16 protein-coding genes and 1 pseudogene are annotated in these 18,215 nt (G+C 65.3%); 10 read left to right on the forward strand and 7 right to left on the reverse strand.

The window, feature by feature from the left end; translation table 11 throughout:
* Window positions 1-3: 3 nt before the first annotated feature.
* Genes ACWDTF_RS16025 through ACWDTF_RS16035 form a run of 3 tightly spaced genes read right to left on the reverse strand, consistent with a single transcriptional unit; the run spans window position 4 to window position 2,746 of the window.
* A complete protein-coding gene (locus tag ACWDTF_RS16025; protein WP_240857770.1) occupies window positions 4-867 on the reverse strand; it encodes an ABC transporter ATP-binding protein in 864 nt (287 codons plus the stop codon).
* Window positions 864-1,700: an ABC transporter ATP-binding protein gene (locus ACWDTF_RS16030; protein WP_240857769.1), complete on the reverse strand. Its 837-nt coding sequence runs from the start codon at window positions 1,698-1,700 to the stop codon at window positions 864-866. Before ACWDTF_RS16030 ends, ACWDTF_RS16025 begins: the two co-directional genes overlap by 4 nt.
* Window positions 1,697-2,746 carry an ABC transporter permease gene (locus ACWDTF_RS16035; protein ID WP_240857768.1) on the reverse strand — a complete coding sequence of 350 codons (1,050 nt, stop codon included), beginning with the start codon at window positions 2,744-2,746 and terminating at the stop codon, window positions 1,697-1,699. Before ACWDTF_RS16035 ends, ACWDTF_RS16030 begins: the two co-directional genes overlap by 4 nt.
* A gap of 130 nt (window positions 2,747-2,876) precedes the next feature.
* Here ACWDTF_RS16035 and ACWDTF_RS16040 point away from each other — a divergent pair, with 130 nt between their 5' ends.
* From ACWDTF_RS16040 to ACWDTF_RS16050, 3 genes are read left to right on the forward strand one after another with little or no spacing between them, the layout of a single operon-like run.
* Complete coding sequence (locus tag ACWDTF_RS16040) at window positions 2,877-4,412, forward strand: NAD(P)/FAD-dependent oxidoreductase (RefSeq protein WP_240857767.1); 1,536 nt, start codon at window positions 2,877-2,879, stop codon at window positions 4,410-4,412.
* A 2-nt stretch (window positions 4,413-4,414) separates the two neighbouring features.
* Window positions 4,415-5,629, forward strand: a complete 1,215-nt coding sequence (locus ACWDTF_RS16045) for a hypothetical protein (RefSeq protein ID WP_240857766.1) — start codon at window positions 4,415-4,417, stop codon at window positions 5,627-5,629.
* Window positions 5,630-5,642: 13 nt separating this feature from the next.
* The gene (locus tag ACWDTF_RS16050; protein WP_240857765.1) at window positions 5,643-6,245 is read left to right on the forward strand and encodes a TetR/AcrR family transcriptional regulator; all 603 of its coding nucleotides are present in this window, start codon (window positions 5,643-5,645) and stop codon (window positions 6,243-6,245) included.
* A 246-nt stretch (window positions 6,246-6,491) separates the two neighbouring features.
* Here ACWDTF_RS16050 and ACWDTF_RS16055 read toward each other — a convergent pair whose 3' ends face one another.
* Complete coding sequence (locus ACWDTF_RS16055; RefSeq protein ID WP_240857764.1) at window positions 6,492-7,091, reverse strand: TetR/AcrR family transcriptional regulator; 600 nt, start codon at window positions 7,089-7,091, stop codon at window positions 6,492-6,494.
* A 97-nt stretch (window positions 7,092-7,188) separates the two neighbouring features.
* Here ACWDTF_RS16055 and ACWDTF_RS16060 point away from each other — a divergent pair, with 97 nt between their 5' ends.
* From ACWDTF_RS16060 to ACWDTF_RS16070, 3 genes are read left to right on the forward strand one after another with little or no spacing between them, the layout of a single operon-like run.
* Window positions 7,189-8,067 (forward strand): SDR family oxidoreductase, encoded by an 879-nt coding sequence (locus ACWDTF_RS16060; protein WP_240857763.1) that lies wholly within the window; start codon window positions 7,189-7,191, stop codon window positions 8,065-8,067.
* Entirely contained in the window at window positions 8,064-8,996 is a 933-nt protein-coding gene (locus tag ACWDTF_RS16065; RefSeq protein ID WP_240857762.1) for a patatin-like phospholipase family protein, read from the forward strand. The genes ACWDTF_RS16060 and ACWDTF_RS16065 overlap by 4 nt, the downstream gene beginning before the upstream one ends.
* A complete protein-coding gene (locus ACWDTF_RS16070; RefSeq protein ID WP_449754652.1) occupies window positions 8,993-10,615 on the forward strand; it encodes a flavin-containing monooxygenase in 1,623 nt (540 codons plus the stop codon). Before ACWDTF_RS16065 ends, ACWDTF_RS16070 begins: the two co-directional genes overlap by 4 nt.
* Here the strand turns inward: ACWDTF_RS16070 and ACWDTF_RS16075 are convergent.
* Window positions 10,500-11,426, reverse strand: coding sequence for a LysR family transcriptional regulator (locus ACWDTF_RS16075; RefSeq protein WP_449754653.1), 927 nt, complete (start codon window positions 11,424-11,426; stop codon window positions 10,500-10,502). The two genes, ACWDTF_RS16070 and ACWDTF_RS16075, sit on opposite strands and share 116 nt — an antisense overlap.
* 335 nt (window positions 11,427-11,761) lie before the next feature.
* Here ACWDTF_RS16075 and ACWDTF_RS16080 point away from each other — a divergent pair.
* Window positions 11,762-12,343: pseudogene (locus tag ACWDTF_RS16080) on the forward strand (EamA family transporter); the annotation flags it as partial.
* A 33-nt stretch (window positions 12,344-12,376) separates the two neighbouring features.
* Here ACWDTF_RS16080 and ACWDTF_RS16085 read toward each other — a convergent pair.
* Together ACWDTF_RS16085 and ACWDTF_RS16090 are read right to left on the reverse strand one after the other, a co-directional pair.
* Complete coding sequence (locus tag ACWDTF_RS16085) at window positions 12,377-13,390, reverse strand: zinc-dependent alcohol dehydrogenase family protein (RefSeq protein WP_433256570.1); 1,014 nt, start codon at window positions 13,388-13,390, stop codon at window positions 12,377-12,379.
* Window positions 13,391-13,502: 112 nt separating this feature from the next.
* Window positions 13,503-14,591 (reverse strand): VOC family protein, encoded by a 1,089-nt coding sequence (locus ACWDTF_RS16090; RefSeq protein ID WP_355273707.1) that lies wholly within the window; start codon window positions 14,589-14,591, stop codon window positions 13,503-13,505.
* A gap of 226 nt (window positions 14,592-14,817) precedes the next feature.
* On the opposite strand from ACWDTF_RS16090, the gene ACWDTF_RS16095 reads away from it, so the two are divergent.
* From ACWDTF_RS16095 to ACWDTF_RS16105, 3 genes are read left to right on the forward strand one after another with little or no spacing between them, the layout of a single operon-like run.
* The gene (locus tag ACWDTF_RS16095; protein ID WP_240857757.1) at window positions 14,818-15,696 is read left to right on the forward strand and encodes an acetaldehyde dehydrogenase (acetylating); all 879 of its coding nucleotides are present in this window, start codon (window positions 14,818-14,820) and stop codon (window positions 15,694-15,696) included.
* The gene (gene dmpG, locus ACWDTF_RS16100) at window positions 15,693-16,745 is read left to right on the forward strand and encodes a 4-hydroxy-2-oxovalerate aldolase (protein WP_240857756.1); all 1,053 of its coding nucleotides are present in this window, start codon (window positions 15,693-15,695) and stop codon (window positions 16,743-16,745) included. The genes ACWDTF_RS16095 and dmpG overlap by 4 nt, the downstream gene beginning before the upstream one ends.
* Entirely contained in the window at window positions 16,742-18,211 is a 1,470-nt protein-coding gene (locus ACWDTF_RS16105) for an aldehyde dehydrogenase (protein WP_355273702.1), read from the forward strand. Before dmpG ends, ACWDTF_RS16105 begins: the two co-directional genes overlap by 4 nt.
* Window positions 18,212-18,215: the final 4 nt, after the last annotated feature.

The following is an 18,215-nucleotide window of genomic DNA, read 5'->3' on the forward strand; positions in this document are numbered from 1 at the left end:
GGGTCAATCGTGCCGGGCGAGAACCAGCATCTTCTCCTCGATGGTGGCCGGCACGGGCGTGATGGTGGCGGGAATGCCTGCCTGATCGAGGATCGCATCGAGCTTGGCCGTGTCGGTGTCGGCGACGCGAATTGCGCGCCCGGACAGGATGACCGGCACACTCGCCGCATTCAGGACCGCGAAGGCCTGCTGCCAGTCGTCGGTGCTCACCGATACTGCGCGAGTGTCGCCGATGATGTCGGCTTCGCTGCCGTGTGCGACGAGCTTGCCCGACGACATCAGCAACAGCCGGTCGCATTCCTGGGCTTCTTCCATGTAGTGGGTGGTGACGAGAACGCCGGTGCCCTTGTCGGATTCACCTCGGATGGTGTCCCACAGCCGTGCACGGGACAGGGCGTCGACCCCCGAGGTCGGTTCGTCGAGCACAAGTGCGGCAGGGGAGTGCGCGAGGGCGACGAGGAACGCGATCCGTCGTTGCGCGCCGAGCGGGAGCTCGCCGACCAGGGTGTCGGCATGCGACCGGAGATCGTCGGGCAAGGCCGGTGTTGTAACACCATAGGTTCCGGTGGAGAAATCGAGATTCTCGGCGACGGTCAGGTCCCGATACAAACCGAGGTTCTGGGGGACATAGCCGAGGCGTGCGCGCCGGTCGCGATCGGGCGGACCGTCGAACAGGGAGGTTGTGCCCTCGGTGGGTCGGAGTAGTCCCAGGAGTATGCGGATCAGGGTGGTCTTGCCGGCGCCGTTGGCTCCGAGCAGCCCGACGACCTCGCCGGGCTTGACGTCCATCGTGACGTCGTCGACGGCGGTGAAGTCACCAAACCTCTTGGTGACCGATGTGGCGCGAATGACTGCGTTGCTGCTCATGCCGGCGCTCCCGCGGCCAGCTGTCGTTGCAGCGACAGTGAGATGACGATGTCCTCGAGGTCGGGTTCGACGACAGAGCCCGGATCGATGTCTGCGGGCGTCGAGCCGTCGGGCCAGAATTCGTGACGCTCGTGGCCACGACGCCACGACCATTCAGGTCGCACCGGTCGGGTTGCGCGCGTGATGGTTCCACGAAATCCGGCCCGGACGTCGTCGTAGGAACCTTGCGCGAGGGTGCGTCCACCGTCGAGTACCAGGAGTGAGCCCGCACGCTCGGCCTCGTCGAGGTAGGTCGTCGACATGATCACCGCGGCGCCATCGGCGGCGCACTCGGAGATCATGCGCCACAGATCGATTCGGCTGACCGGATCGACGCCGGTACTGGGTTCGTCGAGGATGATCAGCTTCGGGCGGTGGATCATGGCCATCGACGCGGCCAGTTTGCGACGCATGCCACCGGACAGTGCCGACGCCAGCCGGTCGGCGGCGACGCCGAGACCGGCGCGAGTGATCATCTCCTCACGGCGTTCGGCCAGTTCGGCTCCGGAGAGCCCGTAGATACCGCCGACGAAATCGAGGTTCTGCCGGACGGTCAGCGCACCCCAATTGCCCGGTCCCGCAGGCAGAAAGCCCAGGCCGTTCTTGTCGGGCGACGTCACCTGTCCCGAGTTGGGAATCACCTTGCGCGCAAACGCCCGCAGCAGCGTGGTCTTGCCCGCACCGTCACCGCCGACCACCGCGACCACGGTGCCGGCGGGCAGTTCCACCGACACGCCGTCCAGTGCTACTGTGTCGCCGAACTGGACGGATATCGATGTGGCCGAGGCGATCACGAGGCATCGGCCGGTGCAGTGACGCTGCGCGCCTTGGGTGCATTGGGCGCCAGGTCTCGCCGGAACCGCAACGTCGCTCCGGTGAACACCACGACGGCCATCACGGTCAGAATCAGCAGCGGCAGCCAGAGCGAAGATATCGGCGCGCCTCGGAGCATGACACCCTGGGAGATCATCGTGAAGTAGGTCAGCGGCAATAGGTAGCCGATCCAGCGCACGCCGGCGGCCATGGCGTCGAGCGGAAAGATCATGCCCGACAGGAGGATCTGGGGTAACAGGAAGAAGAAAGCCGTTTGAATTGCCTGGCCGGTGGTTTGCGAGATCGTCGATATCAGCACGCCGAGGCCTAGTACGACGAACAAGAAGATCCCGCCGCCGAGCGCGAACGTCAACACATTTCCGTTGAAGGGAACACCGAACAGCCACATACCCAACAGGGTCACGATGATCATGTCGATCGCCGCGAGCAGGAAGTAGGGGGCGATCTTGCCCAGGATCACCTGGCTGGGTTTGATGGGCATGACGGCCAGCTGTTCCAGTGTGCCCGCTTCTCTTTCGCGCACCAGGCCGATGCTGGTGACGATGGTTCCGATGAAGGTGAGGATCAGCCCGATGATCGCGGGCACCATCACCCAGGAGGTCTTCAGGTCGGGATTGAACAGCACCTGCGTCTTCACCATGTTGCCGGCCTTGTTGAGGGCGGCAACCGTGGACTGGGCCGAGAACAGATTGGAGCCGTCGACCAACGCCAGAGCCGGTGTCTGTCCGGTGACGATCGCGACGTCAACCTTGTTCTCCTTCAACAGGTTCACCGCGTCCTGCTCGGTGTCGCCGGGCTCGATGGTCTTGACGTCGAAGTACGACGGCAGTTGGTCGGCCACCTGCTGGGCTTGTGGACCGACGACCGCCGTTTCCGTCGAGGAGACGAAAAAGTTTGCGGCGTAACCGAATATGACCAGCAGCAGCAACGGGAGCGCAATCAACATCGCGAGCGTGCGCGGATCGCGCCGCAACTCGCGGAACTCTTTGAGAATCATCGCACGCATGCACTTGAGCTTAAGACTCAAGCGGGAGAATGTCACCAGTTGTTGAATATTTCCTCATTGACTCCCGTCGGCACCGCTGCCTATGGTCATACACCATCCAATTGATGTATGGCGTAACGCGGAGGCTGGGATGGGGCTACTGGGTGGGCGTGCTGTCGTGATGGGCGGCAGTGTTGCGGGGATGTGCGCGGCCGGTGCGCTGGCGCCGTATTTCGACGAGGTCGTCGTGCTCGAACGCGACCTCATACCCGACGACGCCGAGCATCGGCGCGGAGTGCCACAGAGCAAGCACCCGCACTTCCTGCTCAACGCGGGTCGCCGCGCGATGGACACCCTCTTCCCCGGCTACGAAGACGCTTTGATCGACGCCGGAGGAATGCATCTCATGCCGTCGATGGCGGCCGCGCATTGCGAAGGCAGCGGCTGGATTCCGCGGCAGGAAAGCACCATGACCATGGTGTATGCGTCGCGGCTGCTGATCGAGCGCACCTTGCGCGGCAAGCTGCGTGAGCTCAGGAATGTTCACGTCGTCGAGGGCGTCAACGTCGAGGGCATCGAGATCGTCGGTGACGCCGAGTCGGGCGGCCGGGTCACCGGCGTGTGGGCGACCGGCGGTGACGACGGCCCCGACCGTCGGCTGATCGAGGGTGACCTCGTTGTCGACACGCTCGGTCGCGGATCGCTCGTGTCGGACTGGCTGGTCAAGGCGGGCTGGCCGGAGGCGCCGGTGCAATCGCTCGACGCCGGGGTCACCTACACCACCCAGTGGTTCCAGAAACCGGCCGATCTGCCGGAGTCCTGGTGGTGGCACCAACTGTCGGTGATGCCGACCAGCGACACCGGTCCGCACCCGCCTGAACACGACTTCCTGTGCCAGATCTTCCCGATCGAAGGCGACCGAGTGCTCGTGACCATGGGCTCCTGGGGGCACCCGATGCCGCGCAAGGAGAACGACTTCTACGACGCCGCCACTCGGCTCCGGACCCCCGTCTTCGCCAAGATCATGGCGTTGTGTGAGCCACTGTCGAAGGTGTTCGTCACCAAGTCGACCGGCAACAAGCGGCGTCGTTTCGACGAGCTCGAGAACCCGCCCGCCGGCCTCATCGTCCTCGGTGATGCGATCTGTGGCTTCAATCCCTTTTACGCACAGGGGATGACGTCGGCTGCCAAGAGCGCCGTCCTGCTGAGCGACATGCTCGACGTCGAGCTGCGTCGCGGTCAGGCCCTGCTCGACGCCGCCTTCCCGCAGCGATACTTCGCGGCGCAACGCGAATTGCTGGACGACATCTGGGTTCTCGCGCTGGCCCGAGACCATGGCTACGAGAACGCCGAAGGAACCGAGATCGCGCCCCGCTGGCGCCAGCGCATCGCCGCCCGCGCGGGATGGCCGATCTTCAACCTGATCTCGGCGACGAGTCGTGAGGACAAAGCGGTGGAGAGTGCCTTCACCGCGGTGTTCAACCTCGAACAACCGGTCACCGCGATGGTGACCAGTCCGCGAGTGCTGTTCGGGCTGGCCAGGTTTGCCATCAAACGTGCAGTGGGTCGCAACCGGCTGCCGATCGGATTCGATCCGCAAGCCGACCCGCCGTCGGACATCTATCGCGATGGCCGGCCCCAGCCGGGTGGCCCGGCCACGGTGCTCCCGCGCGTGCAGGTGGTCTGATCATGGCGGTATCGTGCGACACCGGATCACCCGCCTACATCATCACCCGCTACCTGGGCTTCGACTGTCAGGACTCCAATCCATTTGTCACACTCCGGAATCCATTTGGCCTCGACAACTGGACGCTGCCTGTGCTGGAGCTGACGATCGTTGTGGGCGCGATCCTCGCACTCGTCCACGCGATCCGGCGCCTGCGCAACGATGGTGACGCCACCAACCTCGCGCTGTGGTTCGGTGGACTCGTCTACCTTTTCATCATCGAGCCACCGCTGTACTTCCCGGAGTGGTTCGGCATGCAAGACGCGATGGGATTCATGTTCTCCCACAACGTCTTCACCGTGCAGTTCATGTACGACCGGCTACCCTTGTACATCGTTGCGTTCTATCCGGCGCTCAGTCAGGTGGCCTACGAGATCGTGCGTGCCCTGGGAATCTTCGACGGCAGCAAGGGATCCACGCTGCGGGGTGCCGTCGGTGTAGCACTTGTCTACCAGGCGTTCTACGAGATCTTCGATCAGCTGGGACCGCAACTGAAGTGGTGGGCCTGGAACGTCGACGAGCCGTTCTACGGACCTGACTCCGCCAAACTCGGCAACCCGTCGGCGGTTCCGTTGATGGACTCGGTGCCCTTGAACAGCGTGTGGCTCTTCGCTTCTGTGTCGTTCGGTGTCCTCGTCTACTTCTGCGCGAAGCTGGTCGCCGACCCCACGCGAGCCGGGAATCCGCCACGCGGGTGGTCGTTGACGTGGCGCACCGTGGTGGCCGGGGCTCTGGCAGTCGTCTGCATGCCGCTGTTCAGCATTCCGACCGCGGTATTCGGCCGCGAGAACGCCAACCTGACCGGCCAGACGATCGTGCTCGGCATCGAGATCGCCCTGCTGTGGCTGGTCGGCGGCTACATCCTGGTGACGCATTGGTGGCGTCACCGCCGAGATCCGTCGGGAACCGCTGCGCGGACCGCGCGGCCGTTCCTGCGGGTCTTCCCGGTCCTCTACCTCGCCGTGCTGGCCATTCTGTGGATCACCGCTCTGCCCGACGTCATCGGCGCATCCGACGTGGTCACGGTCAATGACACACCGACTGGCAACCTCTTCTACGTCGTGTGCTGTTTCGTGGTCGCCGGGACATCGCTCACCGCGGCGTTGCTCCGTGGACGCGCTGCGGTCGAGATTGAGCAGCAAGCGGCTCCGGCGACACCGTCGGCCAGCGGCTCATGAGAAAATCGTCCGGGTGAGAACACGTGGGTGGCAGGGTGACCTGCCGCGAAACTCGGAAGAGGCGCGGTCGCGCATCCTGGACGCGGCCATCCGCTGCGTCGACCGATACGGCGCGCAGAAAACCACCCTGGCCGACGTGGCCAACGAGATCGGCGTCACCCGCCAGACGGTCTACCGGTATTTCCCCACGGTCAACGACATGCTTGCCGCGGTCGCCGCCGCCGGCGCGCAGGACTTCCTCGATCGCATGGCTGTCGACCTCGCGCACGTCACCACAGCGCAGGACGCGATCACCGAGACGATCATCTACTGCCTGCGGGTGCTGCCCGACGAACCGGCGATCGGCCTGCTCGTGCGCGCCGGGGAGACCGAGTTCTTCACAAAGGAGGCCACCACGGCCGGTGCCATTGCGCTCGGTGCGTCGATGCTTCGCCGGCTGTCGGTGGACTGGGAAGCCGAAGGCTACGACGAGACGGCGATGCAGGGGCTTGCCGAGATGGTGATGCGCGTCTGGCTCAGCTTTCTGCAATACCCCACGCACCCGCCGCGTACCGACGACGAACTGCGAGAGTTCTTGCGTGCCTGGGTGTGTCCGCGAGCGCGCACGTCGTCGTAGCGTCTCCGCTGGCGGAGCCCCTCCCGCTGGCTGAGGTGCGAGGAGCGCTAGCCGCCGGGCTGAGGAGCCCCATGCGAGGTACGAGCATGGAGCGTCTCGAAGTCGACGAGCCTCGAAGCCCCTGGTGACCGTAGCTACGTGGTCGTCTAATTGCCTTGTCTCACTGGCCCTTCGAGGCTCTCGGCTAGCGCCTCGAGCACCTCAGGGAGCGGGGGGGGGGGGGCGATCGGCGAAGGGCTCGTTACGTCAGTCGGCGCCGACAAAGGTGGCCAGAATCGTCCGGATTACCGCCATGCCGGGCTCGATCGACACCGATGGATTGACCGCACGCTGGACGCCGAGTCCGAAGGTGGTCGCGGTCAACATCCCGGCCAGTTCCTGGGCTTGCTCGTCGGAGATGGCCCCCAGGCCGAGGTGATCGGCGGCCTGCTGGATGACCGACACCATCGTGTCCCGCATGCCGGTGTGCATGGTCATGATCATCTCGGCCACCCGACGGTCACCGCGCGAATCAAGCGAGAGTTCCATCTCCAGCATTGTCCAGCCGACGTCGCCGATGGTGTCGCTCATCCACTTCTCCAGCCCATGCTGAAGGTCAGAGACTCCGTCGCTGCGGGCCACGATGTCGGCGACCTCGGCGAGTTTCTCCTGCTGCACACCCTGCAGGACGACGCGGCAGAGGTTCGCCTTGTTCTGGAAGTTGGAGTAGACGGCTCCCTTGGAGTAGCCGGCGTCGTCGGCGATCTGTTCGAGGCTTGTGGCGCGATAACCGTCGCGCAGAAAGCGCACACGTGCGGCGTCAAGGATCTCGCGTCGAGTGATGGCCTGACGGTCGGCCCTGCTCATTCGCGCCACCGTCACACTGTAGCGTGACAACGGCCATTGACATTCTCGAAGTATCCAAATACCGTCGGTATCCGAAATGGCGACGGCGAGGATATGCATGCGACGACTCACAGCGCGACCACTGTCCGACTCGGTGGTGGTGATCACCGGCGGTGCTCGCGGAATCGGAGCGTCCACCGCCGAAGTGTTTGCGGCTCAAGGATCTTCGGTATGGATCGGTGACCTGGACGCCGACGTGGCCCAGGAGACCGCCGCAGGCTTGCCCGGTGTGCGCTCCGCGGGCCTCGACGTGCGGGATCGCGAGTCGTGGCAGACGTTTGTCGACGAGGTGATTCGTGAGTCGGGTCGTATCGACGTGCTCGTCAACAACGCCGGCGTGATGCCACTCGGTCCGTTCCTCGACGAGGCCGACGACGTCATCGACCTGACCTTGGACGTCAACGTACGAGGCGTCATCAACGGAATGCGGGCGGTCGCCCCGGAGATGATCCGCGGCGGGGGCGGGCGCATCGTCAATGTGGCGTCGATGGCGGGACGGCTCCCGATTCCCGGAATGGTGGCCTACAACGCCAGCAAATTCGCCGCGCGCGGTGTATCACTCGCTGCGCGAAGGGAACTGATCGAGCAGGGTGTGGTGGTGTCGACCGTCCTGCCGTCGGCGGTTCGGACCGAACTGTCGTCAGGCGCTCCGCTGGGGCACGGCATGCCGACCGTCGACCCCGTCGAGGTGGCCAAGGCCGTCGTCGGCGCCTCTCTCAGCGGTGCGCGTGAGGTCTCGGTACCGCGCTGGTTGGGGCCGGGCTGGTCGCTGGTCGACGGCCTCGTACCCGAATGGCTGGAGTCCCGTGCGCGGCGGCTCATCGGTGACAATCGCGCGTTGACCTCGCTCGATGCCGATGCGCGTCGCGCGTACACCGACCGGATTGCCCGTCACGCCGGCAGTGCCGATGTGGCCTCGCGAGGAGGGAACCGATGAGCAAGACCGCGATCGTCATCGGCTGCGGCGGCACGATCGGTGGGGCGTGGGTCGTAGCCGCCCTACACGCGCTGGCCGAACAACTCGGGTCCGAACCCCGCGACGCCGATGTCCTGCAAGGAACGTCGGCCGGCGCGGAACTCGTCACCATCATCGGCGGCGGCGCCGACATCGACGAACTCGTTGCGATGCAGCGCGGCACCAGCGCCGACCTCCGATTGCGTCGCCACGTCGTCGACACGCCCTTCGGCCTGCCGCGGATCCCGCGTCCGCCGCTGCTTAATCCGAGACTGCTGCGATCACAGCACGGACTGGCGGCGCTCACCGGCATCGCACCGACCGGACGTGCCGATGCCGCGTGGCTGCAACGACTGGCGGACGGGTATGCCGACTCGTCGGGTTGGCTCGCTCACCCCGATGCCCGCATGGTCGCGTTCGACTACCGCGCCGGTCGGCGAACCGTATGGGGCGGAACCGAACCCGGATCTATCACCGTTGGTGAGGCATTGCGATCATCCTGGGCGATCCCCGGCTGGATGCCGCCGGTCGTGATCGACGGCAGGTCCTACGTCGACGGTGGCGCGGCATCGACCGCCTCCGTCGATCTCATCGAACCCGAGGATGCCGACGTCATCTACGTGATCGCTCCGATGGCGTCACATCCTGGAGTGCGTGTACCCGGCGTGGGTGGACTGATCGAGCAGGCCGCGTTGCGCGGACCTATGTCGAGCTTGTTGCGCCGGGAGGTCGCCGAGGTTCGCGGCCGCGGCACTCAGGTGGTCGAAATTCTGCCCACTGCAGCCGATCTCGCTGGACTCGGGGCCAACTTCATGAACCGAGGGCGTCGCGCCGAAGCGTTCGAATCCGCCATGCGCACTGCGTGGCACACCGTTCGGCGTGCTCTGAGGGAAAGCAAGGCCGGTGGATGACCGCGCCGCGAATCCTGATCATCGGAGCAGGGGTCGCCGGCATCACTGCGCTGCACGTACTGCGTGAACGCGGATACACCGACGTGGCTGTTCTCGAGAAGGGCGACGACGTCGGCGGTGTGTGGCACTGGAATCGGTATCCGGGTCTGACGTGCGACGTACCGTCGCAGATCTATCAGTTCGGGTTCGCCCCGAAACCCGACTGGACTCGAATCTGGGCCGACGGCAGCGAGATTCAACCCTACCACCGTGATGTCGTCGAACAGTTCGGGCTCGCACCGCACATCCGGTGCAACACCGAGGTGACCTCTGCCGCCTGGGACGACGACGCCCGCACGTGGGCGGTCTCGACGGCAGCGGGCGAGGATCTGGTCGTCGACGTCCTCATCTGTGCCACCGGTGTTCTCCATCATCCCGCCATTCCTGACATTCCTGGTCTGGCAGAGTTCGACGGCCCGGTGGTTCACACCGCGCGCTGGGACGGCGATGTGGTGACCGACGGCAAACGCATCGCTGTGATCGGCACGGGATCGACCGGGGTTCAGGTGGTTTCGGCACTGCAGCCCGCGGCCTCCTCGATCGTCCACTTCGTCCGGTCGCCGCAGTGGATTCTGTGGGCACCCATGGGAATTCGGCAGTCACGAGTTGTGTCGTCGGTTCTGCGACGACTCCCTCCGGTGCATCAGACGCTGACAAAGTCACTGCTCTGGGGCTCAGGAATTCTTGCCGACATCACCACCCGTCCGAGTTGGCGCCGCCGGCTCGTCCAAGCGTACGCACGTCTGTCGTTGAGGGTTCAGGTACGCGACCGTGCGCTCCGTACGGTGCTGACCCCCGACTACGAACCGCTCTGCAAACGACAGGTCGTGTCGGGCACGTACTACCGTGCGATCCAGGCACACAATGCAATTCTCGTCAACGATCCGATTACGGAGATCACCGCTCAGGGCATTCGGACCGCCGACGGCACAACGCATCCCGTCGATGTGGTCGTGCTGGCGACCGGATTCCATGCGCACAACTACACGCGGCCGATGACCGTGTCCGGGCGAGACGGTATGACGCTCGACGAGGCGTGGGCCGACGGGCCGCGCGCCTACCGGACCCTCGCAGTTCCTGGGTTCCCCAACATGTTCACGGTGCTGGGGCCGAACTCGCCCACCGGTTCGATCTCGCTGCAACTCACCTCCGAACTCACCGCAGGCTACATCGCCGACCTCCTCGATCACCTCGAGCAGACGTCCAGCGCAACGGTCGAGGTGACCGAGGAAGCGACCAAGAAGTTCAATGCCGATGTGACGCAAGCGATGACACCGACGGTCTGGAACACCGGTTGTAACTCCTGGTATCTCACCCCCAACGGTGCCGTCGACCTGTGGCCGTGGGACAAGCCGACTCTCACCAGAATGCTGGCGCATCCCGATCTCGATCACTCGACGTTCGCGCCGCGGATGGTGCGCAGGTGCTGTCGGCACGTTGACGCATCCGGCGCGCAGGTGCGAATCAGTTCACCGATAGCGTGGGTCGTCGCGGCTGACGTTCGGCGACATTGTGCGCGAGCGCTTCTCGGAGTGCTCGCACGGCTGGATGTCCGGCTCGACCGGCGCGCACCGCGGTGAACAGGATGCGTTCGGGCCTGCCGGGCAACTCGATGAGTTGGGTGCCCTCGAGGTGATCCGTCGCGATCAGGGCGGGTACGAACGCGACCGCGTGGCCGGTGCGCACGAGGTGGGCGTGCAGTAGCGGATCCGGCCCCTCGAACCGCACCCGAGGTTCGAAGCCCGCGCTGCGGCACATGGCACGGGCCCAATCCCCGCTCGCGCTGCCCGGCGGGTCCAATGCCCATGGGGTCGAGGCGAGTTCGGCGATGGTGCCGGGCCGTGCGGCCCACGGACCGTGCGAGGGCACGGCGAGGTAGAGCGGATCGGGCGCGAGGTCGGTTCGGTCGGTTCCCTCGCGTACCGGGTCGGGGAGGCCGGGGTACTCCTCGCCGAGAATCACGTCGAACAGGCCGGACAGCAGGCCGCTGAATGCCGCGTCGACCTCGCGCATGGTGATCTCCACCTCGAGAGCCGGGTGGCTCTGCTCGAGCAGTGTCAGCACGCGCGGTGCGATCTCGAGGACCACCGTCTGGAACGACGCCAGGCGCAGCGTTCCGTGTACGGCCGGTTGCGCGGCGGCGAGATCGGATTCGGCCTGCTCCAACTGCGCGAGCACCGCCTCGGTATGTGCGACGAGCGTGAGTGCGTCGTCGGTGAGACGGACGCGTCGGCCTACGTGCTCCAACAGTTGGACACCGGTTTCCCGTTCGAGCATTGAGAGCTGCTGTGAGATCGCCGACGGCGTGTACGACAACGCCTGAGCGACCTGTGCGAGCGTTCCCCGCAGGTAGAGTTCGCGCAGGATTCGCAGCCGTGCGACGTTCAGCATCCTGCCTCCATTGGTTAGCTGAAGTGATGATACAGCGCCAGAAACATTCACTGGACTGATCAATTATGCGAGTCGATGCTTGATGCGTGAGCACGACGGCACGCACTCCCGCATCTGCTCCCGCAGTGGGGATGATCCTCGGATCATGCGTATCGCTGCAGTTCGGGGCGGCGATCGCGGTGCACCTGTTTCCGGCCATGGGCTCGTGGGGCGTCACCACGATGCGCTTGGGACTGGCTGCCGCGATCCTCCTGGTCGTGGTTCGCCCGCGAGTGCGACGGTGGACCTGGTCCCAGTGGCGGTCCGTCGGGTTGTTCGGACTCGCACTGGGCGGGATGAACGGGTCGTTCTACTGCGCCATCGAGCGGTTGCCGCTGGGCGCGGCGGTGGCCATCGAGTTCCTGGGACCACTGCTGCTGTCGGCCGTGCTGTCGCGTCGCGCCGTCGACCTGGCCTGGGTTGCGCTGGCGTTCACCGGTATCGGCCTGCTCGGCGTCGAGAGCGCGACGCAGGCTGATTCGCTCGATTTCGTCGGCGTTCTGTTCGCCTTGGTGGCCGGATCATTCTGGGCGCTCTACATCATCGCGAGTGCGCGAGTCGGCGACGCAGTGCCGGGCGCCGGCGGACTTGCTGTCGCACTGGCATTTTCGACGGTGTTCGTGTTGCCGTTGGGAGCATCAGGCGCAATGCGTGCGCTCGATGACCCAATTCTGCTGGTGGGTGTTCTTGCGGTTGCCGTGCTGTCGTCGGTCATCCCATACACGCTGGAATTCGCTGCGCTGCGCCGACTTCCGCGACATGTCTTCAGCATCCTGCTGAGCCTGGAGCCCATCGTCGCGGCACTTGCCGGCTGGGTGTTGCTGAATCAGCCGACCGGGCCACTACGACTCGCGGCCATCGACTTGGTCATCGCCGCCAGCATCGGCACCGTGGTGACGGCCCGGTCGGTGTCAGGGCGTGACGAGCGACTTGATGGCGCGACGTTCGTCCATGGCGGCGAAGGCCTCGGCGATGTCGCTGAGCGGGAGGTCGAGGTCGAAGACCAAGCCGGGGTGGATCTTTCGCGACCACGTCAGATCCATGAGGTGAGGTAGGTAGGCTCGGCAATTCGCCGGTCCGCCCTTGATGCCGACGTTGCGCCAGAACAACTGGTCGATGGGGAGATCGCCGTGCGGCACCCCGACGAGCCCGATGTTGCCGCCATCGCGAACAGAGCCCGCCGCCTGCAGCCGGGCTCCTTCGGTGCCAACGCACTCGAGGACGCAATCGGCGCCGATGCCGCCGGTCAGATCCTTGATCTTGGCGATGCCCTCGTCGTCGCGTTCGGGGACGATGTGGGTGGCGCCGAATTCGTTCGCGATCTTCTGGCGTGCCTCATGACGGCTCATGGCGATCACCGTCTGGGCACCCAGCTGCCGCGCGGCGAGCACCGCGCACAGGCCGACGGCCCCGTCGCCGACGACAGCGACACTCGTGCCGGGCCCGACACCTGCCGACACCGCCGCGTGCCACCCGGTGCACATGACGTCCGACAGCGCGAGCAGGCTCGGGATCAGGTCGTCGGGTGGCGACTCGGGGGTCGCGATCAGCGTGCCGTCGGCCATCGGGATGCGGATCTGCTCGGCCTGCGCGCCGTCGTAGTGCGATCCGTGCTGACAGTTGGCGGTGGCGCCCTTGCGGCACAGCGGGCAGGTGTTGTCGGAGGGATTGAATCCGCCGACCACGAAGTCGCCCGGTTTCACGGTGGTGACGCCATCGCCGATCGCGGTGACCACCCCGCAGAACTCGTGACCGATCGGCATGGGCTTGGGCACGGGTGTGATTCCGCGGTATCGCCACAGGTCGGACCCGCAGACGCAGGCCGCGACCGTGCGGACAACCGCATCCGACGGTTCGACGATGGTGGGGTCGGATCGTTCCTCGAAGCGGACGTCCCGTGGCGCATGCAATACGGCTCCGTACATGCTTTCCACTCAACTCCACTTCGCCCGCGCATGGGAGGCATTGCCGTTACCCCTAACGTGCGACCCGCCGCTTCCAGAGCACAGGAAGCGGCGGGAGCGACGCAGGTACAGGTCAGACGGGTGAGCCCGCCACCGCGCGGGAGTGGTCGATCTCCAGTGGGATGTTCTCCTCGGCTGCTTCGACGGCCGGCGGTTCCTGCCCGGGGCCGAAGTGCGCGAACTGCTCGATGTGCTGATCGAGCGTGAGTGGACTGGGGGTTCCGTAGGTGAAGTAGGTCTCCCAGGGGAGTTTCGCCCCACCAATGGCCAGGCCGGTGTCGATGTCGGCCATGTTCCAGGTCTTGGTCTGTGCATCCGGATCCATGTGCAGATAGCCCGCTTCGCCGAACAGTTCGACGCGGTTGCCGCCGGGCTCGAACACATAGAGGAACTGTCCTTGCGTGATGCCGTGCACGTCCGGTCCGGCCTCGATCTGAATGTCGTAGTCGCGGAACATCTCTGCCGCGTCGATGTTGTGCTGGCCGTTACCGTAGTAGAACGCGAGGTGGTGGAGTTTACCTGCGCCGCCGGTCATGTCGCGCATGCAGGCGATCTCGTGGCCCAACAGATTCGAACTCATCCATGCGCCGATTTCGACCTCACCATCGACGACGCGTTCGGTGGTACGGAATCCGAGGTGCCGCTCGAACTCGTTCTTCACCGCAGTCACGTCCGACGCCATCAGGTTCAGGTGGTCGATGCGCTTCACGGGAATGCCCTGCAACGGCTTCTTCGACGGACGCGAGAGAATCTTGCTCTGCAATTCCGTTGGGGCGACGTACTTCTCGGCCTCCCATAAGAGGGCAAAGTTGTGGCCGTCGGCGGTCTTGTAGGACAGGGTCTTGCCGTAGCCGAACTCGTCTTCGTGCCACTTGCTGTCGATGTTGCCGTCCTTGAGCGACGACGCCCGGCGCTCGAGAGCCTCCGGTGAGCTGGTGCGCATTGCTGCGTGACCCATGCCGGGCTGGTCGGACTCGGTGATCTTGAGGCTCCACTGATAGGGGTCCTCGTAACCACGGAGAAACACCGACTGACCTTCGCGCTTGGTCACGTACATCCCGAGAAAACGGGTGAAGAAGTCCTCGGTTTCCTGCGGCTTGGGGCTGAAGAGTTCGCAGCGCGCCAGGTGCGCGACATCGAAACGGGCGGGGTTCTCGCTCATCGGTTCTCCTGTGGTCAATCGTGCGGGCACCGCGTCTGCGGGGACCTTCCATCTACTGGATGCTCACAGCATGGCCGTGTTTGTGACCCCAGTCACCCACGTTCGGCATTGCCGAACAACCGCCGATTGTCGTCGCCGTTGATCCGGGTACGTCGTCGACCGGCCCGCTCGCCGGGACCAAGTACCTACCGTCGTCGGTATCGCACCGCGAGTAGAGGAGAACACCATGAGTCGGTTGACCGCCGCGATAGTCGGATCGGGCAACATCGGGACGGACCTGATGTACAAGCTGCTGCGTTCGGAGAACGTGGAACCCAAGTACATGATCGGCATCGACCCGAAGAGTGAAGGCATTGCCCGCGCCCGCGCGGAGGGACTGGAAACCTCCGCCGAGGGTGTCGATTGGCTCCTCGCACAGCCCGAGCGGCCCGACCTCATCTTCGAGGCCACCTCGGCCAAGATCCACGCTGCGGCGGCACCCCGCTACGCCGAGGCGGGCATCACGGCCATCGATCTGACCCCGTCGTCGGTCGGTCCCTACGTCGTGCCTGCGGTCAACCTGCACGAACATCTCAGGGCACCCAACGTCAACATGGTGAGTTGCGCCGGGCAGGCGACCATCCCGATCCTGTATGCGATCAACGAGGTGGCCGACGCCTCCTACGGCGAGATCGTCGCCGCGATCGCGTCGAAGAGCGCCGGCCCGGGCACCCGGCAGAACCTCAGTGAGTTCAGTGAGAAGACGGGCCGCGCGCTCGCGACGGTGGCCGGCGCCGACCGCGCCAAGGCCATCTCGGTGATCAATCCGGCCGAGCCGCCGATGAACATGCGCGACACCGTCTACGCCAAGGTGCGCAACCCCGACGCCGTCGCCATCGAGCGGGCCGTCATCGACATGGTCGCCGAAGTCCAGAAGTACGTGCCCGGATACACCCTCAAGCTCGTCGACGTCGACGGTGATCTCGTCACCGTCATGCTCGAAGTGGTTGGCGCAGGCGATTTCCTGCCCACCTACGCCGGCAACCTCGACATCATCACCGCAGCCGCCGTGCGCGTCGCCGACGTCATGGCCTCCGAGAACCTCGTGACAGGAGCAGCTCAATGAGCACCGACGGAACCGCAGCCGACCGCAAGGTCACCCTCGTCGACACCACCCTCCGCGATGGGATGTCGAGTGTGTCGCATCAGTTCACCACCGACAACGTCGCCGCCATCGCCGCCGGACTCGACCGGGCCGGAATCTCCACGATCGAGGTCGCGCACGGCATTGGGCTGGGGGCGTCGTCGATCCAGTACGGATTCGCCGCGGCCACCGACCCCGACTATGTGCGGGCCGCCGTCGGCGCGGTCGACAACGCCGACATCGCCGTGCTCTACGTCCCGGGCATCGCCACGTTGAACGAGTTGCAGGGAGCCATCGACGCCGGGATCAAGACCGTGCGCGTCGCCGTGCACTGCACCGAGGCCGATTGCGGTCAGCAGCCTGTCGAGTGGGCAAAAGACAAGGGCCTCAACGTCATGTGCTTCCTGATGATGAGCCACAAGCTCGAGGCAGAGCCACTGGCCGAACAGGCCGCCAAGCTCGACTCGTACGGCGCCGACGTCGTCTACGTGGTGGACTCCGCCGGCGCGATGGTGCCGCAGCAGGCCGGCGAGCGGGTGGCCGCGCTGCGCACGGCGATCTCGGCCGACATCGGCTTCCACGCCCACAACAACCTCGGAGTGGGAATTGCCAACGCGCTCACGGCCGCCGAGAACGGTGCCACCTACATCGACGGATCGCTGCGAGGGCTCGGCGCCAGCGCAGGCAACGCACAGACCGAGGTGCTTGCAGCCGCCTTCGAGCGCGCAGGCTGGGACACCGGCGTCGACCTCTTCCCGCTCATCGACACCGCCGAACATGTTGTCGCGCCGTTGATGAAGGAACCGCAGATCGTGGACGAGACCGCCCTGGTGCTCGGCTATGCGGGCGTCTACTCGACGTTCTTCCACCCCACCAAGCGTGCGGCAAAGAAGTTCGGCATCTCGACTCGGGAAATCCTTCTGGAACTCGGTCGTCGTGGTGTGATCGGAGGACAAGAGGACATGATCATCGACGTCGCGTCGGAGCTGGCGGGACGCACCTATGAGACCCCGGAGGTGGCCACGGTATGACCGCGATCAACGCCCCGATCGAGATACGCCATCTCATCGGCGACGAGTGGAAGACGGCGTCGGACGGATCCACCTTCGAGTCTCGTGATCCGCACGACGGGAGTCTGCTGGCCACCGTCGCCCGTGGCACCGCCGACGACGGCAGTGCGGCCATCTCGGTGGCTCGCAAGGCGTTCGACGACGGCCCGTGGCCGCAGATGTCACCGAAAGAACGCGCCAAGGTTCTCCACGCTGTCGCCGACGCCGTAGACGATCACCGAGAAGAACTTGCGCAGTTGGAAACCCGTGACGGCGGCAAGACCATCACGCAGTCGCTGCACGCGGAAATCCCGCGAGTGGCACACAACCTGCGGTTCTTCGCCGACTACGTGGCGATGGCGGCGAATGAGGCCTATCCCGACGGAGATCTGCTGTCGTACGTGCTGTATCCGCCGGCCGGTGTGGTGTCCGCGATCAGCCCGTGGAATGCGCCGCTGATGCTGGCGACCTGGAAAATCGCTCCCGCATTGGCTTTTGGCAACACCGTTGTCCTCAAGCCGGCGCCGCAGACTCCGTTGACCGCCAACCGATTCGCCGAGATCGCCTTGGAGGCCGGACTTCCGGCCGGTGTTCTCAACGTGGTGCACGGCTTCGGTGGCGAGGCGGTCGCCGGACCACTGACGTCCGATCCGCGAGTCGACCGGATAACCTTCACCGGCTCGAGCGCCACCGGCGTCAAGATCCTGCAGGCGGCTGCGCTCAATCACACGCCGGTGTCGGCGGAGATGGGTGGGAAGTCGGCGAACATCGTCTTCGCCGACGCGGATCTCGATGTGGCCGTGCCGATGTCGATTCGCGCCATCTTCGGCGGCAATGGTCAGGTCTGTCTGTCGGGGTCGCGTCTCCTGGTACAGAACTCGATCCGGGAAGAGTTCCTGGAGCGCTTCGCCGAGGAGGCCCGCACACTCACGGTCGGTGATCCGAAGGAAGCGTCGACGTTCATGGGGCCGTTGATCGAGCAGCGCCACCTCGAGAAGGTGGCGGGTTACGTCGAACTTGCGCAGGAGGAAGGCGGCAAGATCGTCACCGGCGGTGAACGTCTCACCGATGAGGCCCACGCCGGGGGATTCTATTTCCCGCCGACCGTCATCACGGGTTTGACCAACGAATCCCGCACCGCGCGTGAGGAGATCTTCGGTCCTGTCGAGACGGTGATCGGTTTCGACACCGAAGAGGAAGCTCTGCGGATCACCAACGATTCACCCTACGGGCTCGCCGGAATCCTGTTCACCCAGAACCTCGATCGTGCCCACCGTCTCGCTGCGCGATGGAAGGCCGGCACCGTGTGGATCAACACATTCTTCGAACGCGATCTGCGCCTCCCGTTCGGCGGGGAGGGCATCAGCGGCCTCGGCCGCGAGGGAGGTCAGTACTCACGTGAGTTCTTCACCGAACCGCGCGCTGTCACGATCCGGTTGCGCGGCTGAGCAC

Source organism: Gordonia sp. NPDC003422 (assembly GCF_053588675.1).